At 36.6% G+C, this 25,546-nt stretch carries 15 protein-coding genes; 8 read left to right on the top strand and 7 right to left on the bottom strand.

Going from position 1 to position 25,546, the window contains the following annotated elements; all coding sequences use genetic code 11:
* Positions 1-34 precede the first annotated feature (34 nt).
* From IWB64_RS14470 to IWB64_RS14440, 7 genes are all read left to right on the top strand, one after another.
* A complete protein-coding gene (locus IWB64_RS14470; RefSeq protein WP_194534674.1) occupies positions 35-844 on the top strand; it encodes a class I SAM-dependent methyltransferase in 810 nt (269 codons plus the stop codon).
* A 193-nt stretch (positions 845-1,037) separates the two neighbouring features.
* On the top strand, positions 1,038-1,583 hold the full coding sequence (locus IWB64_RS14465) for a hypothetical protein (RefSeq protein WP_194534673.1): 546 nt from the start codon (positions 1,038-1,040) through the stop codon (positions 1,581-1,583).
* Between the two features lie 289 nt (positions 1,584-1,872).
* Positions 1,873-2,478, top strand: a complete 606-nt coding sequence (locus IWB64_RS14460) for a hypothetical protein (protein ID WP_194534672.1) — start codon at positions 1,873-1,875, stop codon at positions 2,476-2,478.
* Between the two features lie 246 nt (positions 2,479-2,724).
* Entirely contained in the window at positions 2,725-3,123 is a 399-nt protein-coding gene (locus tag IWB64_RS14455; protein WP_194534671.1) for an SMI1/KNR4 family protein, read from the top strand.
* A gap of 894 nt (positions 3,124-4,017) precedes the next feature.
* On the top strand, positions 4,018-6,177 hold the full coding sequence (locus IWB64_RS14450) for a beta-glucosidase family protein (protein ID WP_194534670.1): 2,160 nt from the start codon (positions 4,018-4,020) through the stop codon (positions 6,175-6,177).
* 280 nt (positions 6,178-6,457) lie between these two features.
* The gene (locus IWB64_RS14445; protein ID WP_194534669.1) at positions 6,458-8,410 is read left to right on the top strand and encodes a YgiQ family radical SAM protein; all 1,953 of its coding nucleotides are present in this window, start codon (positions 6,458-6,460) and stop codon (positions 8,408-8,410) included.
* Between the two features lie 56 nt (positions 8,411-8,466).
* Positions 8,467-10,653: a B12-binding domain-containing radical SAM protein gene (locus tag IWB64_RS14440; RefSeq protein WP_194534668.1), complete on the top strand. Its 2,187-nt coding sequence runs from the start codon at positions 8,467-8,469 to the stop codon at positions 10,651-10,653.
* Between the two features lie 127 nt (positions 10,654-10,780).
* On the opposite strand, the gene IWB64_RS14435 is transcribed toward IWB64_RS14440, so the two are convergent.
* From IWB64_RS14435 to IWB64_RS14405, 7 genes are all read right to left on the bottom strand, one after another.
* Positions 10,781-11,524, bottom strand: a complete 744-nt coding sequence (locus IWB64_RS14435; RefSeq protein WP_194534667.1) for a succinate dehydrogenase/fumarate reductase iron-sulfur subunit — start codon at positions 11,522-11,524, stop codon at positions 10,781-10,783.
* A gap of 6 nt (positions 11,525-11,530) precedes the next feature.
* Complete coding sequence (locus tag IWB64_RS14430) at positions 11,531-13,453, bottom strand: fumarate reductase/succinate dehydrogenase flavoprotein subunit (RefSeq protein WP_194534666.1); 1,923 nt, start codon at positions 13,451-13,453, stop codon at positions 11,531-11,533.
* Between the two features lie 4 nt (positions 13,454-13,457).
* Positions 13,458-14,123 carry a succinate dehydrogenase cytochrome b subunit gene (locus IWB64_RS14425; RefSeq protein WP_194534665.1) on the bottom strand — a complete coding sequence of 222 codons (666 nt, stop codon included), beginning with the start codon at positions 14,121-14,123 and terminating at the stop codon, positions 13,458-13,460.
* A 465-nt stretch (positions 14,124-14,588) separates the two neighbouring features.
* A complete protein-coding gene (locus tag IWB64_RS14420) occupies positions 14,589-15,065 on the bottom strand; it encodes a Dps family protein (protein ID WP_194534664.1) in 477 nt (158 codons plus the stop codon).
* Between the two features lie 159 nt (positions 15,066-15,224).
* Positions 15,225-16,346, bottom strand: coding sequence for a glycoside hydrolase family 16 protein (locus IWB64_RS14415; RefSeq protein ID WP_194534663.1), 1,122 nt, complete (start codon positions 16,344-16,346; stop codon positions 15,225-15,227).
* Between the two features lie 160 nt (positions 16,347-16,506).
* Positions 16,507-17,211 (bottom strand): fibronectin type III domain-containing protein, encoded by a 705-nt coding sequence (locus IWB64_RS14410; protein WP_194534662.1) that lies wholly within the window; start codon positions 17,209-17,211, stop codon positions 16,507-16,509.
* Between the two features lie 8 nt (positions 17,212-17,219).
* Positions 17,220-23,918 carry a T9SS type A sorting domain-containing protein gene (locus IWB64_RS14405; RefSeq protein WP_194534661.1) on the bottom strand — a complete coding sequence of 2,233 codons (6,699 nt, stop codon included), beginning with the start codon at positions 23,916-23,918 and terminating at the stop codon, positions 17,220-17,222.
* Positions 23,919-24,280: 362 nt separating this feature from the next.
* Between IWB64_RS14405 and IWB64_RS14400 the strand changes: the two genes are divergently transcribed.
* On the top strand, positions 24,281-25,522 hold the full coding sequence (locus IWB64_RS14400; RefSeq protein ID WP_194534660.1) for a TlpA family protein disulfide reductase: 1,242 nt from the start codon (positions 24,281-24,283) through the stop codon (positions 25,520-25,522).
* Positions 25,523-25,546: the final 24 nt, after the last annotated feature.

The raw sequence follows: 25,546 nt of genomic DNA, 5'->3' as shown, positions 1-25,546 counted from the left end.
CCGGACCGTTGGCAACTGGCAAAAACAAACCTAAATGAAAAACAATAAGCATATAGAAAGAGACGGACAAACAATCACGAAAATTTTTGACAATAGAAATTTAAGTGTTGATTATAGAACTCTTGAACCGATTTTGATAAAAGGAATGTCTGTTTTAGATGTTGGTTGCGGGACTGGTTCTATTTCTAAAGACATAGCAAACATTGTTGGTGAATTAGGAAAAGTTACGGGAATAGATAATACAGCAAAGTTCATTGAAAGCGGAAAAGAGACATATAAAGACATTCAAAATTTAAATCTTTTACATTCTGACTTATTTGACTTTCAGACTAGCGAAAAATTTGACCTAATTACTTCGGCAAGAACTCTACAATGGTTAAGCAATCCGAAAGATGCATTACTAAAAATGAAATCGTTATTAAAACCAACTGGCAGAATTTCAATTCTAGATTATAATCACAACAATTTAGAATGGAATCCAGAACCTCCAACCAGTATGAAAGAATTTTATAAAATTTTCTTGAAATGGAGAAATGATGCAGGAATGAATAATGGAATTGCGGATGATTTGCCTGTCCTTATGAAAGAAATTGGAATGGTTGAGATTGAAAAAATAAATTCAGACGAACATTACGAAAAACATAGACCTGATTTTAAATCAAAAGTTGGAATTTGGTCTAAAGTTGCTGGTTCTGTTCAAATGGTTGAAGAAGGATATTTAAGCAATGATTTGAGATTAAAAGCTATTGATGAATATAACAAATGGGTTGATAATAAAGCTATTTCTATGAAAATGAAACTAAATGAAGTAAGAGGGAAAATGCCAGTTGCTAACAAAGCCTAACGTAATGCGGTTTTTAGAGGAAAACCGAAAGGTTTGTGTATATTTATAATGTCGCTAAATCTTGGGATTTAGCTTTGGACAAGAAAAAATAAAACTAAACCAAAAGCTTTAGCTTCGTGCGCAGACGGAAACGAAAAGTTTCCTTGCCTCCGCACTACGCTTAGCCTTGACCGTTAGCAACAAGCTTAAAAAAGTGAGTGACCACCATACATCAATTGTTTCAGAAAAAACCAATCCAGCAGATTCTAAAGAACTGGCTGAAAAAGTGATAAACTTTTTAACTGAGAAGAAAATTATTAAAAAGGAGCTTTTCGATTGTGTTCTTGGTTCTAATGGACATCAACCAGCCGAAAATTTCGCATCAATCCTTGAAAAACCAAATGTGGGATTTCTGGACTTAAGAACAAACGGAGTTGAAGTAATAACCGAAAGAAAGGTTTTTGAAAATGGCGGAAATGGACTTGAGCAAGTTAACTGCCCTAAATGCGGACAAAATCAAATTGAAGAAGATTGGGGAACTGCATTGGGGAATTGGTATGAGAAATTGGATTCAGATTTAATTAAATGCTCTAATTGCTTATCTGAAAGTTCAATAACCGAGTTCAATTTCGAACCAAATTGGGCATTTGGGGATTTCGGGCTAGTCTTTTGGAATTGGGGTATTTTCAAAAGTGAGTTTTTTATCGAATTAGAAAAGCTAATCGGAACGGAATTGAAAATAGTTTACGGCAAAGTATAACGCAAAAGCCAGTTGCTAACAATGCCTAAACGTAATGCGGACTTTAGTGCAAAACCAAAAGGTCTGTGTATATTTATAAGGTCGCTAAATCTTATGAATTTAGCTTTGGACAAGAAAAAATAAAACTAAACAATAAGCTTTAGCTTCGTGCGCAGACGGAAACGAAAAGTTTCCTTACTACCGCACTACGCTTAGCCCAGCCGTTACAGCACATATGACTTTTAGACAAGCATTTGTAATAATTTCAATCTTTCTGCTTTTTTCGAGCTGCGAAAAAACGCAGACGGATTTGGAATTTGAACAATCGGTTGCCTATGAAATATTTCCAGCTTTGATGGACAAACTCCATTACGATACTAGACTCGGAACGCCACCACCTCCGGCACCAATCTACGATGCCAATAAAAACTTGATCGGATATGATACAATCATGGCGGAAAAGACAATGACCGAATGGCAAATGAAACTTGCGGAATTTAAGGCTGATTCCGTGAGATTGGTAATAGCCGTTGATGATAGTACCAGATTGTTGGAAAAAGAAGAACGGGAAGAACTGCAAAAGTACTTTTCGGACAAAGATTTAATTCTGGACACTTCGAATCAATCAAAAAATTACAAAATAAAACTGAACAGACTTAAGGCAGACCCAAAACTGAAATTCAAATATCGGTCTGAATTTCCAGCGGGTAGTGACATATGGAGCGAAGAATATGGTTTCCATTTATCGGGAACAACCGGTTTTTCAAAAATTCTTTTCGATACCACCAGATCATATGGAATCCTGCACAGCGGATTCGGCTGCGGAAAACTCTGTGGGACAGGATTTCGGATTTTTATTAAAAAAGAAAACGGCAAGTGGATTATCGATAAAATGATTGTAATTGAGATTGCGTAAAAAAACACGTACTGCATGAACAGCCGTTTTTTCACGACTCCCGTAACACTCATTTCCCTCAACGGTCCGGGCATGCCGCGACTTTAATCAAGGCCATCTTGCTTTTGCCGACTTTACTACTTACTTTAGATAACTACACACAACTGGGCATATATTCCAACAGTCGCAGCAATCTTCCACTCGGGAGGCTGCGCCTACCGGAAGATATACCCGGACCGTTGTGTGTAATGCTGAAAAAGCTTAGTCATGGAAATTTGCCTCAAGGAATTTAACGGAAATACAGGGCTTGAAAAAGCTACTTTAGATTCACTAGGTTTGCGAATGGACTTGCCAAAAGATTACGTAGAATTATTTCAAAAATTTAATGGTGGAGAAGGTTTTATTGGAGAGGAATACGTGGTTTTACATAAGGCAGAAGAGCTAGAAAACGTAAATGCTGAATGTGGGATTCAACAATTTGACTCTAAAATATTTCTTATTGGTAATAATGGAGCTGGAGAAGCCATCGGGATTGATTTTAGGAACGAAAAACCGGTTTATATTCTAATTCCATACATTTTTGACTACGACGCGATAATAAGACTAGCGGAAAATACTGATGGACTTTTTAAACGTATTTACGAGAATGGATATTTCAGTACGTGAAAAGCACTACACACAACACAACCTAAACGTAATGTGGGCTAAGGTTTTAAATCCAAAGGTTTGTGTATATTTATAAAGTCGCTAAATCTTTGGGATTTAGCTTTGGACAAGAAAATTAAAACTAAACAAAAAGCTTTAGCTTCGTGCTAAGACGGAAACGAAAAGTTTCCTTACTACCGCACTACGCTTAGCTAAACCGTTAGCATTAATGATGGAAATAATTAAACCCATATTAATAATTGCCTTTCTAATCTTAAGTTTTTGGTCAGTTTATACCAGTTTTAATGCTGTATATTTAATTCTAACTAAAGATTTTAAAGGTTCTAAAGTAAAATGGATACTTATCGCTATGATTGGAATTATAGGACCTATTTTGTGGGTGATAAAAGGGAAAAAATTGGTTTCTTAAAAACACAACAAATTCGATTGGCAAATAATTGGAACCTGAGCAAGTTTATGCAAATGGACCTGACTCAAACGCAACTGTTACGCTGATGGACTTCTTAGCTAGTTTATGCAAATGGACACTACTCAAACGCAACTATTGCGCAGATGGACTTCTTAGCTAGTTTGTGAATACAACCAGGCAAAACGCAAGCAAAACGTGCCAAGCTGAACGAAAATCACTAATGCTAACAAGACCTATACGTAATGTGGGCTAAGGTGATTATTCACTGGGTTTGCGTATTTTTATGAGGTCGCAAAATCTTTGGAATTTTGCTTCGGACAGGAAAAATTAAAACAAAACAAAAAGATTTGGCTACGAGTGGTGGCGCAATGGGAATTATAAACCAGCACCCATACTACGCATAGCCTGAACGTTGTGTATCATGCAAAAAAACCGAGCAAATAACTCTAAATTATTAATTATTGACCTTTCTTTAATTTTAGCTCATGAAAAGATTAATTCCATTCCTTGTAGTATTTACTCTTATTGGTGCCTGTAGCGAACCTAATGTCCAAGAATATAAAACAAATACCATATTTCAACCTTTTCAACCTCCTATTGCTTATAACGATGCAAAAAAACAAGCAGTAGAAATTCTTAATCAGATGACTATTGATGAGAAGATTTCTTTGATAGGTGGTCACAATGTATTTTTTACAAAAGGGTTTGAAAAATTTAATGTACCTGCAATGTATCTCTCAGATGCTACTCAGGGAGTAAACATTAGACGTCATCTTGATGATCAGCTTGAAAAATCGGTTGCTTTTCCAAGTCCAATAGCCTTAGCAAGTACATGGAATACCGAGTTGGCAAGTAATTATGCAAAATCTATTGGTGAAGAGTGTAGAGCTGGTGAAATTGCAGTGTTATTAGGACCCGGAATGAACATCTACCGTGTATCACAAAATGGCAGAAACTTTGAGTACTTTGGAGAAGATCCATACCTAGCCGCTCGAATGATAGAGAATTATGTGGTTGGAATGCAAGGAACGGGCACTATGGCTACTTTAAAACACTTTGTGGCCAATAATACGGACTACAAAAGAAGAACATCAAATTCAGTAGTAGATAAAAGGACATTACACGAAATTTATTTACCAGCGTTCGAAGCTGGTGTGGATGCAGGCGTTATGGGTGTTATGACTTCTTATAATTTAGTAAATGGAGAGTATGCCGGACAAAGCAAGGAAGTAATCACGGGGATTTTACGCGAAGATTTAGGATTTAAATGGCTGGTTATGAGTGATTGGTGGTCTGTATATGATGCCGAAAAAGTAATAAAATCGGGACTTGATCTTGATATGCCAGGAGAACCAAGAGCTGAATACCCTGATTATATGAAGAAAGATGAATTCTTTTTACGTTCTTCAGCAAAATCGCTTCTTGAAGAAGGGAAAGTAAAAGAAGAAGATATTGACAGGATGGTTACCAACATTCTTACCACAGAAATTGCAATGGGACTACTGGAGCGACCAATAAAAGATGCTTCTTATTTTGACAACTTCGACCAACATATAGAAGTCGCCTTGCAGACCGGAAGAGAAAGTATTGTACTGCTTAAGAATGACAATATATTACCTATTGTTAAGACAGGTGAAATCTCGATTTTACTCACTGGCGAATATTCAGATAAAATACCCCATGGAGGTGGCGCTGCAGAGGTTGTTGGGTATGACCATGTCACAATGCTAACAGCGCTTAAAGAGATTTATGGTGAAAAAGTGACCTATATTGAAAATCCAACTGACGAAGACATTAAAACTGCCAGTCATGTGATTTATAGTACTGGAACATTTGATTCTGAAGGATGGGACAAATCATTTGATTTGTCAGAAAATATTAATAATGAAATTAAGCGTATTACTGCATTAAATAAGAACACTGTCGTATCGGTTAGCTCAGGTAGTGGTATGAATATGAGTGCATGGAATGATGATATTGCTGGATTAATTTATAGCTGGTATCCAGGGCAAATTGGATTTAAAGGTTTTACTGAAATAGTAGCTGGTATTACTAATCCATCTGCTAAATTACCTATTACCATTGAGAAAAAATTTGAAGATTCACCAGGATATGGTTATATACCAAAAGGCAAAGAACTGTATACAGGTTGGGATGAAGACCACAGAATTATAGACCCAATAATCGATGTGAAGTATGACGAAGGTGTATTTGTTGGTTATCGTTGGTATGAAAATAAGGGTATTGAGCCGCTTTATGCTTTTGGCTTTGGCTTATCGTACACGGAATATGAATATAGTAACTTACTATTAGAAAACGAGTCCATAAGAGCGGGCGAAAAAATCAACTTAAAAATAGATATTGAAAACACAGGTGCTGTTGATGGTAAAGAAATTGTTCAGATATATGTACGTGATGTTGAGTCATCGGTTAAACGACCTTTAAAAGAGCTAAAAGATTTTCATAAGGTTTCATTAGCTGCTGGAGAAAAACAGACCGTTTATTTTACATTAAAAGATAGAGATTTTGCGTTTTGGGACGCAGAAACTGAAGATTGGAAAATAGAACCAGGTCAGTTTGAAATACTAGTAGGTGCAGCTTCAAATAATATTTTAGCAAGTGCTATACTTGAAATAACAAATTAATATCATAAAAGAACATATACACAACAGTGTATAAAAATAATAACTGGGGGTATGATAAAATAAAATAGCTTAGCCCGCTTCAATTTTCTTGCAACTTGACAGGAAAGCACCGCGCAATCGGCTACTATTCTTATACTAAATGTTCAGGGAAATGACCTAAAGATCAAAATCTTCCGTTTTTTAATATTTCAAAAACTTTTATTGAACTACTGAGTAAATTTGCTCTAGTAGATTTAAGCCTAGCCTTGCAAAACCCAATTTAACGTATCTTTGCAACCATATGCAAACCAACAAACTTACAGATTGGCTACCAACTACGAACAAAGAAGTTAAAATTCGGGGTTGGGAGGAATTAGATGTTATTCTATTTAGCGGAGACGCTTATGTAGACCACCCGTCATTTGGGCCAGCTGTAATTGGTCGTATTTTAGAAAGTTATGGCTTAAAAGTGGCTATTGTTCCGCAACCAAGTGTGACCGATGATTTGCAGGATTTTACAAAGTTAGGAACACCAAAATTGTTTTTTGGCGTTACTGGTGGTTGTATGGATCCTATGGTAAGCAATTATACAGCAAGTAAAAAACGTAGAGATAAAGATGCCTATACACCAAATGGTGATAAAGGATTTAGACCTGATTATGCTACATCTGTTTATTCTAGTATTTTAAAAGATAAGTTTCCTGATGTTCCTGTTTTAATAGGGGGAATTGAAGCTTCGCTGCGGCGGGTTACTCACTATGATTATTGGAGCGATAAGCTAATGCCAAGTATACTAGAAACTTCCAAAGCAGATATGTTGGTTTATGGTATGGGTGAACAACCCTTACGAGAAGTGGTTAAGCTATTGCAAAAAGGAGTGCCTTTTTCTAGCTTAAGAACCATAAAACAAACTGCTTTTTTAGTACATAAAGATGAGTCCATTCCTAAAAATAAAAATTGGGAAGATGTAGAAATTGTATCGCATGAAGTCTGTTTAAAGGATAAGAAAAAGTTTGCCTCTAATTTTAAAATTATAGAGCAAGAATCTAATAAACTTAAAGCAAGACGAATTTTTCAAGGGGTAAAAGACAGAACGTTGGTCATCAATCCACCATACCCAACAATGACCGAAAAAGAAATTGATGCTTCTTTTGATTTGCCCTACACACGATTGCCACATCCAAAATATAATAAGCGTGGGCCAATTCCCGCGTTTGAAATGATCAAAACTTCTATTAACATTCACCGGGGTTGTTTTGGAGGTTGTAGTTTTTGTACAATTTCTGCACATCAAGGAAAATTTATAGCTAGTAGAAGTAAAGAATCTGTATTAAGAGAAGTAGACAAGGTCGCTAATATGCCTGATTTTAAAGGCTACCTATCAGATATTGGAGGTCCTTCTGCTAATATGTATCAAATGAAAGGGAAAGTACAATCCATTTGCGATAAATGTGTTGCTCCTTCATGTATTTCACCTGTAATATGTAGCAATTTAGACACTTCTCATAAACCGCTAACCGAATTATACCAGGCTGTAGATAAGCACCCTAAAATAAAAAAATCATTTATTGGAAGTGGTATTCGTCATGATATGTTGGTTCCTGAATTTAATAAAAATGCAGACCCACAAGAATTAGATGATTATACGGAAGAGGTGATGACAAAACATATTTCTGGACGTTTAAAAGTCGCACCAGAACACACGTCTGACCCAGTTTTAAAGTTGATGCGCAAACCTTCCTTTCAATATTTTCATAAGTTTAAAGAGCGTTTTGACAAAATCAATATTAAGAAGAACTTAAAACTTCAGCTTATTCCTTACTTTATATCAAACCATCCGGCTTGTGAAGTAGAAGATATGGCAAACCTAGCTGCGGAAACTAAGGATATGGGCTTTCAGTTAGAGCAAGTACAAGGCTTCACTCCTACTCCTATGACGGTTGCAACGGTTATTTATTATAGTGGTTATCATCCTTATACTTTAAAACCTACTAAAACCCCAAAATCCAAAAAAGAGAAGGATGAACAACACCGTTTCTTCTTTTGGTATAAAAAAAGTAATAAAGATTGGATTAGAAATACTTTAAATAAGTTGGGCAGAAAAGATTTAGTAGATGTTTTAGTTCCTGAAAAAGAAAATAAGACTTGGAAAAGCGTTAAACCTGTAGCCGTTAAAAATACGTTTGATGATGCCATTCCTTCCAGTCATTCACGTCAAAAAAGCAGCCACAGGTCTAAAAAGAAGCGGCGCTAAATTATAGGCCAACCTCCTTACTAAACATTGCTCTGGCGTTATAATATGTCCCTATTTTGAAAGACCTTTTACTTATTACTCCACCTTTTACACAACTAAACACGCCGTACCCTGCAACGGCATATCTTAAAGGTTTTTTAAATACGAAAGGGATTTCTAGTTTTCAGTTAGACCTTGGTATTGAGGTCATTAATACGCTTTTTACTAGAAAAGAATTACAGTTTTTATTTGATAGTGCTTTTGAAAACAAAACTATTGTATCAGAAAATTGTGAGCGAATTTACGGGTTGCGCCATGCGTATTTAAATTCTATAGACGCGGTAATTTCATTTTTACAAGGTAAAAACGAAACTTTAGCAAGGCAGATTTGTACCGATGGATTTTTACCGGAAGCTTCTCGTTTTAATCAGTTAGACGATTTAGATTGGGCCTTTGGTACTATGGGTATGCAGGACAAAGCTAAACATTTGGCTACCTTGTATTTAGAAGATTTATCCGATTTTTTAGTAGAATGTATCGACCCTAATTTTGGCTTTAGCCGCTATGCAGAGCGATTAGGGCGTAGTGCAAACTCTTTTGATGAGTTGTATGAAGCATTGCAAGATGATCTATCTTATATAGATACACTTACGATTTCTACTTTGCATGAGCATTTAACCAAAGTAAAGCCAAAATTGGTATGTTTTTCGGTTCCTTTTCCTGGTAATTTATTTAGTGCTTTTAGATGTGCAGAATACATAAAAAACAATTTCCCTTCCATAAAAATTGCCATGGGCGGTGGCTTTCCTAATACCGAATTACGGTCTATTTCAGATGCGCGGGTTTTTAGTTTTTTTGACTTTATTAGTTTGGACGACGGAGAGTTACCTGTTGAATTATTGACGAATTATTGCATAAATAACTCAAAAACGGAGCTAAAACGCACCTTTTTACTAGAAAACGGTGTGGTTGTGTACAAAAACAATAGCACCAAACCGGATTATAAACATAGCGAAGTTGGCACACCAGATTACTCAGACCTACTGTTAGACACCTATATTTCCGTAATAGAGGTAGCAAACCCTATGCATAGCCTTTGGAGCGATGGCCGTTGGAACAAATTAACCATGGCACACGGCTGTTATTGGGGAAAATGTACTTTCTGTGATATTTCTTTAGATTACATCAAGATTTATGAGCCTGTTGCAGCGCGTATTTTGGTAGACCGGATGGAGGAAGTTATTGCGCAAACTAAAGAAAACGGTTTTCATTTTGTAGATGAAGCAGCACCGCCATCTTTAATGAAAGCTTTGGCTTTAGAGATTTTAAAAAGAAATCTTTGTGTTACCTGGTGGGCGAATATTAGGTTTGAGAAAAATTTCACCCAAGACCTGTGTTTGCTCTTAAAAGCATCTGGTTGTATTGCAATTTCGGGAGGTTTAGAAGTAGCCTCTGATCGGTTATTGAAATTGATAGATAAAGGGGTTACTGTAGAACAAGTAGCGCAGGTTACACGCAATTTTACCAGCGCTAATATTATGGTGCATAGTTACCTAATGTATGGCTATCCTACTCAGACCATTCAAGAAACGGTAGATAGCTTAGAAATGGTCAGGCAGTTGTTTCAGTTGGGTATCATTCAATCTGGTTTTTGGCATCAATTTGCGTTAACTGCGCATAGCCCAATAGGGTTAGCTCCCCATGATTATGGTATTGTACCTACTTATGAAGATATTACTTTTGCAAACAACGATGTTCAGTTTAAAGATAGTACCGGTATTGACCATGGTATATTTAGTTTTGGGCTGAAAAAATCACTTTTTAATTTTATGCACGGTATTGGCTTTGATATGCCTATACAAGATTGGTTTGATTTTACCATTCCCCAAACTCAAATTGAACCTTATTTTATTGAAGATTCATTAAATACCCCTGTTGAATTTAAGGTTAAGCCTAACGCTAAAATTGTTTGGATAGGTGGCGAACCTAATTCCAAAGTCATTACAAAAACAAAACGAGGAAAATCTTGGGAGATGCTAAGCCTTACGTTTTACGATAAACAAGAAACTATTGCCATTACCCTAGAGTTAGAAGAGGGAACGTGGTTTTTAAATCAGCTTCCTAATCTTATGCCCTCGGCAGATGTTTTACCTTCTTTTAAAAGCTTAAAAACGAATTTTGAAAAAGACTTTGAGAATTTTGAACTTTTTTGGTTCTCTAAACCAATAAACCATTTAAAGAAATTTGGTTTGTTAGCGGTGTAATTAAATGATAAAGTAAACTACGTCAGAGCGTTTAATCCCGATTATCGAGTCAAAATAAAATACATTTAAAGTTGCTAGAAAATTATTGATAGCTTTTCCTGAAATAGAACCGCTGATTTTCAAAATTTTAGTTTAGTATTTTGGACTTGTTATACTCGTAATTCATCCGAGCGATATTCAGTACCGAAATATCTTCAGGACACTCTACCTGGCAAGCCTCCGTATTTGTGCAATGTCCAAAACTTTCTTCCTCCATCTGATTTACCATAGCCACTACCCTTTTCCTAGTTTCTTTTTGACCTTGTGGCAAGAGTTCCAATTGGGTAATCTTAGCACTAGTAAACAATGCTGCACTAGAGTTTTTACAACTTGCCACACAAGCGCCACAACCAATACATGCAGCAGAGTCAAAAGCAGCTTCTGCAATTTCGTTGGCAATTGGTATGGTATTGGCCTCCGGAGCTTGACCGGTATCTACGGAAACATAACCTCCCGAGGTGATAATATGGTCCAATGAAGAACGATTGATTTTCAAGTCTCTGACTACGGGAAAAGCGGTTGCCTTAAAAGGTTCTACATATATGGTATCTCCATCTTTAAAAGAACGCATATGAAGCTGGCAGGTAGTGGTGTTTTTTAAAGGACCGTGGGCTATACCGTTTATCATGACTCCGCATTGGCCACAAATACCTTCTCTACAATCATGGTCAAACTCTACGGGACGCTCCCCTTTTTTAACCAATTTTATATTCAGGGTGTCTAGCATCTCCAAAAAAGACATTTCTTGGTGAACATCATCCAAAGTATATTCTTTAATTTCTCCCTTACTGTGGCTATCCTTTTGTCGCCATATTTTTAAGTGTATTTTCATTCTTTTTTATTTATAGCTTCGCACGGAAGGTGTTACAGTTTCAAAGGTCAAATTCTCTTTATTTAATATTGGTGTAGATGGGTCCTTATGCCATTCCCAGGCAGAAGAATAGCAGAAATGAGCATCGTCTCTTTTAGCTTCTCCTTCCTCGGTTTGATATTCTATTCTGAAATGGGCACCACAAGATTCTTCTCTTTGCAGTGCATCAACGCACATCAGTTCCGCAATTTCCATATAATCCGCTACCCTACCGGCTTTTTCAAGTTCACTGTTTACTTCCGAAGCATCACCGGGTACAATAAGATTCTCCTTAAATTCTTTTCGTAATTGTCTGATGCTTTCAATAGCTTTTTCAAGACCTTCTTTAGAACGTGATAAACCGCATTTATCATAAAGTTCGCTTCCCAATACCTTATGGAATTCTTCTGCAGTTTTGTTACCCTTGGTAGCAAGAAACCCTTCCATCTGCTTTTTAACGGCCTCTTCTGCCTTGTCAAATTCAGGATGATTAATATCTGTTTTGGGATTCTTAATTTCGTCTGCAAGAAAATTCTGAAGTGTATAAGGCAAAACAAAATACCCATCTACACATGCTTGCAATAGTGAATTAGCGCCCAATCTGTTTGCGCCATGATCTGAAAAATTAGCCTCACCAATGGCAAAAAGTCCTGGTATGGTTGTCATTAGCTCATAGTCTACCCAAAGCCCTCCCATAGAGAAATGGGCTGCGGGAGAAATTTTCATCGGTTCCAAATAGGCATCTATGTCGGTTATTTTCTTGTACATCGAAAACAAATTCCCGTAGCGTTCCACAATAACATCCTTTCCATATTCTTGTAGTGCCCTTGAAAAATCTAGGTAAACGGCGTTTTTCAGTTCCCCAACACCCTTTCCTTCGTCTATTTGTTCTTTAGCCGATCTGGAAGCGATATCCCTGGGGGCTAGATTTCCAAAAGCAGGATATTTCCGTTCCAAATAATAATCGCGTTCGTCTTCCGGAATATCGTTGGCTTTTCGGGTTTCGTTTTTATCCTTCGGCACCCATATCCTGCCATCGTTTCGTAATGATTCCGACATTAAAGTGAGTTTAGACTGGTATTCCCCGCTTTGTGGTAAACAGGTAGGGTGAATTTGTGTCCAGCTGGGATTGGCCATAAACGCTCCCTTTTTATGCGCCCGCCAGATGGCAGAGACATTACAGCCCATTGCCAAAGTAGATAGATAATAGATTTTACCAAAACCTCCAGTAGCGAGTACTACGGCATGCGCTCCATGGCGCTCCACATTTCCGGTGTCTAAATTTCTAGCGATAATCCCCTTGGCCTTACCTTCAATAAGCACAAGGTCTAACATTTCGTGTCTTGCGTATAAGCTGACTTTTCCGGTATTAACCTGCCGCATTAGAGCTTGATAAGAACCTAATAATAACTGTTGCCCCGTCTGGCCCCTTGCATAAAAGGTTCTGGATACCTGAACACCGCCAAACGAACGATTTCTAAGATACCCACTATATTCCCTTGCAAAAGGGACACCTTGGGCAGTTGCTTGATCTATTAAATTAGCCGAACATTCTGCAAGACGATACGTGTTTGCTTCCCGAGAGCGAAAATCACCTCCCTTTAGGGTATCATAAAACATCCTGTACACGCTATCCCCATCATTTTTATAATTCTTTGCTGCGTTTACACCTCCCTGTGCAGCCACAGAATGGGCCCTTCTAGGAGAGTCCTGAAAGCAAAAACTCTTTACATTATAGCCCATCTCCGCAAGTGAAGCTGCGGCAGAAGCCCCTGCCAAACCTGTTCCTACCACAATAACTTCCAGCTTTTTACGGTTATTGGGACTTACCAATTTAGCTTTCTTTTTATACGTATTCCACTTTTCACTAAGTGGTCCTTCCGGTATTTTTGTGTTCAAAGAATTTTCCATCTGCTTAACGGTTTAGATAAATAAAAACAGGTATTATAACATAGCCAACAGTCATAATAACGGCATATGCCATTCCTAAAAACTTTACTATTTTAGAGTATAAAGGATGATAAAGGCCCAGTGTTCTATGTGCACTAAAGACCCCATGCAACAAATGATACCCCAAGGCTATTATGGCTACAACATACAAAATAACGTACCACAATTGGTCAAATGCAGCAATGACCAGGGTATATAAATCTTTGTTTCCATTTTCATCCAGAGGCAATTCTCCAAACTTATAGTGGTACCAAAAGTCTTTGAAATGTATCACCAAAAAGAGAAAAACAATACTTCCCAAAAACATCATGTTACGAGCGTACCATTTGCTTGCCCTTCCCCGTTTGTCTTTTGCGTAGCCCGGGCCATTGGCTTTTTTACTTTTTAGACTCATATAAATGGCATCTATGGTATGCAATAAAATGCATGCGTAAAGAACTATGGATATCACTTTTATTACCATATTACCAGCCAACAAATGACTATACCAGTTATACTGTAGTTTGGCTTCTGCTGCTGGCAATAAAAGTTGAAGATTACCCAATAAATGAATGATAAGAAAAAAGGAAAGGAACAGACCTGTTAATGCCATTAAATTCTTTCGCGTCAATGCATTTTTTACGTACCACATTATTGAATCATTTTTTATTTACACTTGTCTATTACCGTAGAACCTCTATTTTCTACCGCACTCCCCATAGCCAAAAACACAACTAAACAGAATACTCTTAGAATAAGAAACCCTAATCAGAAAAAAAGGATACACTAAGATATATGACCCTATGCAAAAAGGAGAATTATGATACTAAAAATTCATGCCTTTAAATATGGAATTCGTAAAAAATGGTAATTTTTCAACTTAAAATCTTGTGCGTCTGTATTAAACCTAAAAATAACGGGGTTTCGTAATACAGATAAAAGCATTAAAATCTGCCCTCCCTTCCTCATATTTTATCCAAAAAGCTATTTCAAGCAGTAAACATAAAATATCCTTTTACTATTCACAGAATTTTGATTTCCATGAAAAATTTGAAATAAAAAAAAGCAAAAATCTAGCTAGATTTTTGCTTTTTTTTATACTGTTTAAATTAGAGATTTAACTTAGATAAGCAGTTAGCATCCAGATTAATTTTTCTTGACCTGCAATTAAATCACTCATTAAAGAAGCTGTGCCTTCATCGTTATTTTCCGAAGCAATTTCTAAAATATTCCGTTCTTGAATTAATAGTTCATTTAGGTTATCTAATATTGAATTGACAGCAAGGTCCCCATCAGAAATATTCTTAGTGACTCTAATAGTTTTGCTTTGCAAATAATCATCAAAAGTATGTAATGGTTTTTCGCCTATTGACAGAATTCGCTCTGCTATTTCATCAACCACATCATTAGTCTCATTATAAAGTTCTTCAAACTTTTCATGTAACATAAAAAATCTTCGCCCTTTAGCATTCCAATGCAAACCTCTTAGGTTCATATAATAAATTTGAAAATCTGCTAAAAGAAAGTTCAATTTCCCTGAAACATCCATTCTATAATCTTGACTTAATCCTAACTTTAATTCTAAGGTTTCCATAATCGTTATGTTTTAAATTCGTTAAGCAAAACTACCCATTAGTCCTCTAGTCCATAGTAACTTGTGTTACATATCCCATAGGTTTTGCTTATACCCGTATTGGGGCAAAATGAATTATTAAAATAACCGAAACTTTATATAGTTAGGAAGAGTTTAGTATTACTTAACCGGTGGTTCCCACAATGATATGTAATCTACTAGCATGGAGGTAGGATAGTCTTCCGGATTTGGTGGACCAGGAAAATTACCGCCAATAGCAATGTTTATAATCGGATACATCTCTATTTGACTAACAATAGCAGGATCACATACACTAGCAACTAATTCTCCATCCAAATACCACTTCACAAAATTATCTGTCTTCCAAACACCATATCGGTGCCAATTACCTGCTAAATCTTCGCCACTGGGTTGTTTGACCGGTCCAAGACCTACTACATTGGTTATCTCAGTACCATCACACTGTACAGATAGACCAGGAGAGCCGTTGGGTCCTTTAAATCCACCACCCGATATAGACCACTGGCCATCGTCATAATGGTACGCCACAGGTATGCGATCTGTATCATAAGGACCACCTAGAAATTCTCCTCCAGGTCCGCGCACAAATTCCCAGTCTATCTCGGTCCTTCGTTTACCATTGGCTCCTGTATCTTGAGGGCTATCGTAATACCGATGTAATAACCAAAACGCACCCCAAAATCCTGCAACTTCTGGTTCGTACCAAATCTTGGCTTCTATATAGCCATCTCTGTAAGGAGTGGACTGGGCACCCGTTAGCACGCCGGAGTAGTAATCCAAGCCCGTAGCTTCTACCTGTGCAGGAGAATTTAAGCCCGCAGTTATAATTAGATTACTATTTCCGTCAAAATCAAAAGGGTTTGGTGCGTTATTATCCCCATTCAGAACATCTGTATAATATTGACGTTCGTTATTTATCGTCACACTGGGTCCCCAAGGAAGTTTACTCTGCCATTTGTCTGCATTGGGCAATGTACCTGGGAGTTGGTTAAAATGGTCTTCAAACGTCAGAACATAAGTTGAATCTATATCAGCAGGTAACCTAGTATCCAAAATTATGGCGTCGTTATCTAAATCCTCTAGATTATTTGCCACTGAATCTTGTTCCATTTCATTATCCGAATCATTAAGTTTAGTATCCTGCTCCATTTCACTTGGAGCCACGTCATCCTTGAATTCATCTGAAGAATTTTCCGAGCAACTACTGACAATCAAGGCAATCAAAACAAGGATATTAAATCCTAAAAGATTCTTTTTCATACTATTAAGATGAGAAAATAATTTAAATATGAGTTTATAACAATAGTAATACGGTTATTTTATTTCAATACATTATGAAAGCATGATTTTGAATAAATATAGAAGGAATAGTTATGATATATTCAATTGACATCTAGATAAAGAATTGCAAAAGGTTGAATTAATTAGCCGTAAAACTGAATAACTCGGATGTTGATGTGTTGTTATTTTCATCATTTGTCTTAATCATCCAATAATAAGTAAATCCAGAAACTACATCTACTTCTATATTAGAAACTGATTGCACTCCTTTATTTTCCAATTCTTCTTTATTCACTCCAAAAAAAACTTCATAATCCTTTATGTCATTATCAATATCCGTAGCCTCCCAATTAAGAGTTATCTTTCCAGCAATAGCCGTTATAATTGAATTGTTTTCAGGAGCCGTTGCTTCCGCAGAAAAGGGCACATGGCTTACGATTCCTGGAGCCGCATTAAAAAATTCATAGGTTTCGCTCTTTGCCGTTACTGCACTTTCTAAAGATTTTGATATGACGTACCATTCATAGCTTGTGCCTCTTTCAAGGCTAATTACTTTTGAATTAGCAATCACATCAAAATTTGAAACCTCACTAGTTTCAACTTTCGTTAAAAAAAGCTCGTAAGAATCTGTGTTTTCTGAGGCATTCCAAAGAAAAGTAACCTTACTTTGGGTATCGCTTACCACTGTTCCTTCATTACATTCTGTATGATTTTCAGGAAAAACTAACAAAGACGAAACAGGGTCTTCAATCACAGCTTCCGGTAAATCATCCGAAGAATCTGAAGAACAAGAAGACAGAAAACCCAAGAGTATTAACGATGACAAACAGATTTTTAAATTCATATAAACTCTTATTTTTTAATGATTTTGTGTGTGCTGTTCTGTGACTCAGAAGTAACTATAATAGTGTAGACCCCAGTTGGTAGATTATCCATATTAATCTTTACAATTCTTCCATCCGCTTTTTTCATTTGCTCTAATACACGTATGGCACTTTGCGAGAACATGGTAATCAGTATTTCTTGGTCTGCGTTAATCGTTGGAAGAAAAATACTTACATCTCCTTTTTCAATTGGGTTTGGAAAAATGGATACATGCTCCGTAGTAGCCATTATGGTTTTTTCAAACACTCCTTGGCATTCCAAGTCCGTTTTAACCGTGATGTTATTTTCGTTTTCAGAGAGTGGTAACGTTATTTCATTTTCTGTGGTGGAATATTCTTTTTCGTTTACAGTGATAAAATAACTAGAACTACCTTTAAGACTCAAGGAAACCAATTTACCCGTAGCATCTGTCTTAGAGTCTACTTTTAAAGTATCTGGTTCCGTAATTTGTATCGTAAAGCATTTTTCAAAATCGTCTTCACCTGCAACCGTAAGACAGACATCATAAGATCCTGCTTGCAAGTTTTTAAAACTAGTGAAGGTTTCAAATACTTTAGATTCGTTAACCATTCCACCGCTTAAAGTTGCAGTATAATCAAGTTTTTCTAAAGCGCTTACAACAATACTTCCGTTGTTACTAGATGCGCAAGATTCACCTGTAGTTTCTATCGTAAAATTGTTAGCAGGTAAGGTAAAGTTGGAACAACCAGTCTCTTTAGCTATACTAGCGGACAGATGAAAGGTACACCCATTAGTATCCTGAATGACAACATCGTAAGTACCAGAAGCAAGATTTTCGAAATTTGGCTCAGAATAAAACTCCCCACCTCCAATACTATATTGTAAAGGCGCAAAACCTCCTAATGCCTGAATAGAAATTGAACCGTTATCATAACCTTCACAGGATATGTCATTAACAGTAACCATTGCTGAAATTGCTTCTGATTCTGTAATTGAAAGGGAATTACTTAGCTCTTGAATTGAGTTGCTATCTGTTACCTTAACATAATAGGTGCCCATAGATACATTCTCAAAAACATTTATTGCTCCACTTTTAATTAGGGAATTGCTGCTGGCTTCATAAAGCTCATAGATATATGGTTCCGTTCCTCCTGTAACAGTTGCTTCTATTATGGCACCTACTTCACTACAGCCCGAAGATGTAGTTTGAACAAGTTGAACGACTAATGGTTCCGTTTCAGTTGGTATATCCCCTAGCTCAAAAACATTTGCAGAACCCGTTGCGGTAAACAAACTTGTGCCTACTGCAATTGAATTGTTAGCGAGTGACAGGCCATTACCAAAAGCGGCATATGCTTCATTAGTATTACATGCTAATAGTTTCTCATAAGCAGTCCAATCTCCATTACGGGATTTATAGTACAATTGCACCGAACCTGTTGATGGTCCGTTATCATCATCTCCACTTATACCGCAAGCAATACGGTTTTCATTAATGGCCACGTGAAGACCAAACTTATCTTTGGCCATACCATCTTCAGGAGTTAGTTTTTCTGCAGATATCCATGAGCCCTCAGTTGACTTTTTATAAACATATGCTGCACCAACATCTGTTGAATTAGAATTTATAGAAGCGGCACCAACAATAATATCGGTTTCTGAATTAGCTACGCTAACTGCATACCCACCATAAATTTTAGGGTCCGAAGCCTTTAGCTTAGCAACTTCCGTCCAGTTTCCATTAATTGTTTTATCAAAAACATAGGCAGCACCACTATTGTCCAATGCATCATCATCATAAAACGACCCAACAACCGCAATATTTGTGGCTATAGAAACTGAAATTCCAAAGGAGTCAGAAGCCTCTGCATCAGAAGCTGTTATTTTTTCGGCTTCTGCCCAAATACCATCAGATCCTTTTATAAAGATATAGGCAGCTCCTGCATTTGTACCGTTTTCATTGTCATTGGGTGCACCAATTATAATTTGGTTTTCAACCCCGGCAATTGCGTAACCAAATTGCTTATATAAGGCGCTGTCCGATGCTGATAGCTTTTGTGATTCTTGCCAAATACCTTCCGTTGACTTAGTATAAATATAAACGGCACCAGTACGGTTGTCTTGTTGATAGGTACTAATAGCCAATGACTCACCTGCAAAGGTTAGAGAAAATCCAAAACTCTCATCCTCACCACCATCTAACGCATTCAGTTTTTGGGTTTCTTCCCAAGCTCCCTCAGCTGTTTTATTAAAAATATACACAGATCCACTGTTTTCACCTAAATCGTCATCATAGTAAGCAGATACCGCTAAAACATTTCCGTCATCTGACATTGCCAATACTTTTCCAAAATAATCCGATGCTGCACCATCCGAAGAAGCTATTTCCACACAAGCGCTAACCGAGGTTTCCGCCTCATATGGATTTGTTCCATTCAACACTTCTTCCCCATTTGAAACCGTATCATTATCGCAATCTGATGTTGCCCATATTTCATTATCTACGTTGTATTCAGTATACGTTGCAATTTGACTTGGCAAGCAAGGGTTATTCGGATAATTGTCTTCACTATCCGCTACCCCATCTCCATCGGTATCTATAACAATAGAGGCATCTTCAAAAAAGTGAACGTAATCTCCAGAAGTTGCTACGATCAAACCTTCCGCTACGGCAACATGATTACCAAAATCCAAAGTAGAAATTTCAGGATCCGTTAAAATATGAGTTTCAGTCCACTCGCCCCCAGATTTATGATATACATAAAGCCAGCCTGTATCTGTTTGATCAACGGACATGTTTACAACAATTCTATTATTATTCATTGCTAGGGCATCCCCAAAGTAATCTGCTTGATAGCCGTTACTTGCTTTTAGGGTCTGTACTTCATTCCATATTCCATTATAAGCTTTTTCATAAACAATGGTTTCCCCTTGATCATATGTGATATCCGTATATCCTACATCACCTATGATAATTCTATTTTCAGTAATAGCTACATCTCTTGCGTATGTATAATTATCTCCATCCAATGCACTTAGGCTTTGAACTTCTTTCCACGAATTATCTTCCTGCTTTTCAAATATAAACGCACCCGTAGCGTCATAACCTGAAGCTCCAATTATTATTTGATTTCCTGAAACAGCAACCGACTCTCCAAAACCACCATTAAAAAGGTCATCCGATGGATAAAGCTCTGCTGTTTCTACCCAAACATTACTCGTGTTTTTTTCAAAAACATAAACGGCTCCACTTGGTGCAATTCCCCCTGCAGCCAATACAAGAACGTTATCTGAAACCGCCAAAGCGCTACCAAAACCATCATAAGTAAATGCACTAGATGCTTCAATTTGCTGTGTTTCTACCCAAGTTTCATTAGCATCTTTTTGGTATATAAACACGGTATCCGGTAGATTCTCGTCATCATAAGGTTGGGAAACAATTAGCGTATTTTCCGATAAGGCCAAGCTTTGACCAAATCTTGTGGTACCCGTTGTTTTTGGAGATGTTAGTTCTTGGTTCTTTTTCCAAACTCCACTTGCGTTTTTGGCATATATTTCAACTTTACTACCTGTAGCATTTCTTATTCCTGCCACTACGGTAGTACCATTTGTGGCGATAGCTCTTGCTCCTCCATCATTAGTTTCTATGCGTTGCTCACCAAAAGCATCTGGGTATGTAGAATCTGTATAAAGTGATTCATTCAAATAAGGATTTGTTCCCGCGGTAACTTCATCTCCGTTGGATATGGTATCTCCGTCACAATCATTATTCTTCCATACTATATTTAAGGTATCGTAACCGGTATAGTCTTTATTCTGTTGCGGAAGACAAGCATCGGTTGGGTCCGAATCATCCCCATCTAAAATGCCGTCGCCGTCTGTATCAACTTTTCTTGGATTAGTACCATTCGTGAGTTCATCTCCATTGAGTATACCATCATTATCACAATCTGCTTCTTCCCATAAAATGGATATTAACATACTATCTTGATTGGCCGTAACATATGAACAACCATCTTCTGAGTCTGTACCATCAGCATCTTCAATACTATTTAATACACCATCTCCATCAAAATCTTCTGGATTTGGACAACGATCAAGAATTTCCCATTTTGTTTTACAACCGTTGTCATTCAAAAGAATACTGACTCGGTCCTCTGTATTAATAAAATTACAAATGCTTTTTTCACTACATTCTGATAATTCTGGATTATATTGAATTCTCAATAACCCACCAGATTTAATCTCTGTGTTTTCAATTGCAGATAAATCATTTAATTTTAAATGAGATTGAATATGTAAATTTCCTAACGATTGTAAATTTTCCAATCCATCCAATGATACTAATTGTGGATTAGAAAGTAAAACCATATAATCCAAATTAGTAACTGCCTCTAGGCCTGTAAGAGAAGTAAGTTTTTCATTATTACTTATAGATATTCTAGCATTTTCAATTGCCTCTAGGTTTAAAGAACTTAGATGATTTAAGTTAAGTAGCGAAACATTTTGCTGAATATCTAGGGTTGTAAATGATTCTAAATTATCCAAACCTACAAGTGACTCAAGTTTAGGGTTTGCAAGTATTTCAAGGATATTTTCTACGCTTCTTAACGATTCTAATCCCGTAAGTCCTTTTATATTATTATTGTATCCTATATAAAAGTCGTGGTTTACAGATTCTAGAGCGCTTAGACCAACTAAATTTTCTAAACCATGGTTATAAGAGATTCTAAAGTACCTCTCAACTGATTCTAAGGATTGAAGCCCTTCAAAGTTCAATAAAGAAGAATTATGTTGAATAATCATATCTCTACCAACGCTCTTTAACGATGACAGGCCTTGCATTGATGTTAATGAGGAGGTATAGTAGGTTCCGTCTGAAGAAAGGAAACCTGTTTGAACAATAAAGTCGTCACCGATAGTTTCTAACACTTGTAAGCCATCAAAACTTTCAAGACTAATTTGTTTATCAATCTCAAAAGTACCTCCAATACTTCTTAATTTTGAGAAGCTTGTGAAATTTGTAAAACCGCCATAAATCAGGTCGTTATTGTCATAAGAATTATTGGAAATTATAAAATCTTCCTGAATGGTTTCAAGATTTTGAAATCCAGAGAGACTTGATAGCGTAGGGCTTGAACAAATTGTTAGCGTTGTTCCTACATTACTCAGATTTGAGAAGCCGCTGATTGTTTCAAAATTTTCTCCTCCACAAAGGGTAAGGTAGGTGGGAACACTATTTAGTTGTTGAAAACCTGATATGATTTTAAATTTATCCGATCCTGCTATAGATATGGAGCTAAATACGTTTGTAAGACTATTAAAACCCGTAATTTCATCGACTTCATAATTATGTGATATTTTCATCAAACCGCCTACGGACTCCAATTTATTAAACCCGCTTATATTTGGTAATACTTTATTAAGGGAAAATAAAAAATTACCTCCTACAGATTGTAGTTCTGTAAAATCCGCTTCAATAAGAGCCTCGTTGCCACTTCTAGAAGTAAGGTCTTCACTCCCAATTTGAAAATCACCACCTACTACAACTAGCTCATTTAAACCAGATAGGCTCTGTAAAACATCACTCCGAAATATTTCAACATCACCCGTCACGGTTGTCAAACCAGACAATGCATTCACTTCTAAAAGATTATTATTATCCCGGACGCGTAATTTACCCCCAATAGATTGCAAACCCTGTAAACCGTCTAAATTTAGTAAACTTTCGTTATGATATAATTCAAAATCACCTTGAACCGTAGTAAGTTGCTCGAGACCAACGAGTTGTTGCAGCACTTTATTGCCATTCAATAATAAATCACCTGTTACTACTTGCAACGAATTTAGTCCGGAAATGTCCTCTAATAAATCATTACCAAAACGATAGGTGTTAGATGATCCGGAATAACGCCCTAAGATAAAATCGCCATTGATATTCTGCAGAGCTGATAGTCCCAAAATACTTTGCAAGTATTTGTTATTGTCAATGTCCAGCCCTCCTATTTGAACTAGGCTTGGAAACCCGGTAATAGATTGAAGATTTGTATGATTCTTAATAGATAAAACCCCGTTAACCGTATGTAAAGCACTAAGTTCCGATAAGTCTGTAAGTGAAAGCATTGAGGTAATTGAAAAATCACCTTGTACCACTTGAAGCTGATTGAGGTCTGAGAAATTGGCTAAACCGACGCCTCCAATAGTAAAGTTACCTCCAACTTCATTCAGACCACTTAGACCTGAAATATCAATTAATGCAGAACTATTTGTTAAAGATAAATCCTCATCAATTTCTGATACATTTGATAGGCCATGTAAAGAAGTAAGATTATAATTATACTTAATACTTATGTTCTTTATTATAGATAGACTTTCTATTCCTGTTAGATTCAGTAAATTTTCATTGTTTTCTATAATTAAATCCCCCAAGGATACTAAATTATCCAGTCCATTTAAATTGACTAAACCGGTGTTTTTTATAGTAAGGTCCCTCGCGATACTAGTTATTTCGTCAAGCGCAGAAAGATCAGTTATATCCGAACCATTCAAGCTTAAATTCTTCAAAAGTTCCGTACAATTGGGATAAGTGGTTTTAAAACTATCTAAATCCACTTGAGAATTTATGGATATATAATTGTCAGGACATTGGCCATAGAAACTTAAAAAGGAGAAAAAAAAGAGACAAAAAAGTACAAGCTTTTTCATAAAATAAAGGAATGTTGGCTGGTTAGACCGAAGGTTAGATACTATAGTCTGTTTCTAACGTATTTGATTTCTTAATATTTTATGTTAATTCTTATTTTCGTTATAAGGTAAAATCGCTGTCAAAATCCTTGTATTCGTAGATAACCAATATCATTCTGTATTAGAAAAAAAAATGAAAATTAGGACCTAATTGGTATTGGCTAGTAGCAATAAAAACACTTTTGAATGATGTGAATCAGATATGATTTGGATTTAAATAAAACCCACAGGAAATATGCGCTGCCGTCTTTCCCCAAGGGTTCATGTATTTTTATTAAATTTCAAGAATAAATGAAAAGCTCGTGTTTATCCAAAAACATACCATGTTGTCATACATAAAATTTCACATAAAACACCGTTGTTTTAATTTTAAAAAAACAAAAACCTTCTCTGTAAGAAATACTATTAGCCTTATCCTAATAGCATTGACACTAGTGGCTTGTAATTCTAAAGCAGATATATCCGGGAAGTTAGAAAGCGTAGTAGAGAAAGGCACAAAAATATACCTACTTCAACCGGAAAACCTAAAGGATGTAGCTGCGTCCTTTTTTGGAAAGGTTATAGATTCTACCGTAGTAAATTCTGATAGATCCTTTGAGTTTAACAATATCCCAAAAACTAAAGAACCTGTTTTGCTAGAAATAGCCATAGCGGTTCCAGAAAAGGCCTCTAATTATTTACAAACGGACAATCAAGCTACGGCTAATTTTATGCCAATTGTATGGAAATCAGGCAAGTCTTTAAAAATCAATGCCAAAGTAGATGCTTTTCAAAAAAGCTTTTCCATGGAACATCCTTCAGAAGTTAATAAAGCGTTGTTAGCTTTAAGGGATGTCAATCAGAAAGCATACAAAACTTATCTTGAAGGAAAACACTGGGAATTAGAAGATGGTAGTCAACTCATGGAAAAAGAACATGCTATTTTACAATACCAAACGGAGCTAATCAATTTTGCGGATAGCACTCCTAATCTTATTCCGGCACTGGTGGCAACACGATGGGTAAGTACAGCAAACGATTATGAACGGGTTCCAGAATTTTTGGTACGCCAGTGCGAAACTTGGAAGAAAAAACAGCCAAACCACCCATGGGCAAAACAGCTTTGTACACTAAGTGAACCTGCTAATTTACCGGTTCTAGTGGGTGACTCATTTCCAGATTTTAAGTTTCCTATGATAACAAAAGATACACTTTCACTTAAAGAGCAATTAGGAGACAAACTAACTATTATAGATTTATGGGCGTCTTGGTGTGCTCCTTGCCGTATAGAAAACCGAGAGGTTCTAGTGCCTATTTGGGATGTATATCACGACAAAGGCTTACAAATTATTGCCTATGGTCTAGAAAGTGATGAACCTGCCTGGAAAGCAGCTACGGAGCGAGATGGAGCAAACCGTTGGCATCAAGCCTCTCATTTGCAAGGAGATGATACCCCTTTCTTAAAAAAAATACGTGTAAAGACCATTCCTGCCAACTTTATCTTGGATGATAAGGGTGTAGTTTTGGCAAAAAATGTTCATGGAGAAGCTTTAATTGATTGGGTAAAAAACTACATAAAAAATTAATGCGAATACCTGTCTAAAAGACTG

Origin of the sequence: Zobellia nedashkovskayae, from assembly GCF_015330125.1 — a bacterium.
Lineage (GTDB): Bacteria > Bacteroidota > Bacteroidia > Flavobacteriales > Flavobacteriaceae > Zobellia > Zobellia nedashkovskayae.
The sequence above is the reverse complement of the archived record's forward strand: the minus strand, read 5'-3'. Positions and strand labels throughout refer to the sequence as shown.

Coding starts and splice junctions, on each gene's coding strand:
- IWB64_RS14450 (WP_194534670.1), top strand. CDS start 4,018: ATGAAAAGATTAATTCCATTCCTTGTAGTATTTACTCTTATTGGTGCC.
- IWB64_RS14445 (WP_194534669.1), top strand. CDS start 6,458: ATGCAAACCAACAAACTTACAGATTGGCTACCAACTACGAACAAAGAA.
- IWB64_RS14400 (WP_194534660.1), top strand. CDS start 24,281: ATGTTGTCATACATAAAATTTCACATAAAACACCGTTGTTTTAATTTT.
- IWB64_RS14425 (WP_194534665.1), bottom strand. CDS start 14,123: ATGTGGTACGTAAAAAATGCATTGACGCGAAAGAATTTAATGGCATTA.
- IWB64_RS14455 (WP_194534671.1), top strand. CDS start 2,725: ATGGAAATTTGCCTCAAGGAATTTAACGGAAATACAGGGCTTGAAAAA.
- IWB64_RS14415 (WP_194534663.1), bottom strand. CDS start 16,346: ATGAAAAAGAATCTTTTAGGATTTAATATCCTTGTTTTGATTGCCTTG.
- IWB64_RS14435 (WP_194534667.1), bottom strand. CDS start 11,524: ATGAAAATACACTTAAAAATATGGCGACAAAAGGATAGCCACAGTAAG.
- IWB64_RS14420 (WP_194534664.1), bottom strand. CDS start 15,065: ATGGAAACCTTAGAATTAAAGTTAGGATTAAGTCAAGATTATAGAATG.
- IWB64_RS14430 (WP_194534666.1), bottom strand. CDS start 13,453: ATGGAAAATTCTTTGAACACAAAAATACCGGAAGGACCACTTAGTGAA.
- IWB64_RS14470 (WP_194534674.1), top strand. CDS start 35: ATGAAAAACAATAAGCATATAGAAAGAGACGGACAAACAATCACGAAA.
- IWB64_RS14405 (WP_194534661.1), bottom strand. CDS start 23,918: ATGAAAAAGCTTGTACTTTTTTGTCTCTTTTTTTTCTCCTTTTTAAGT.
- IWB64_RS14410 (WP_194534662.1), bottom strand. CDS start 17,211: ATGAATTTAAAAATCTGTTTGTCATCGTTAATACTCTTGGGTTTTCTG.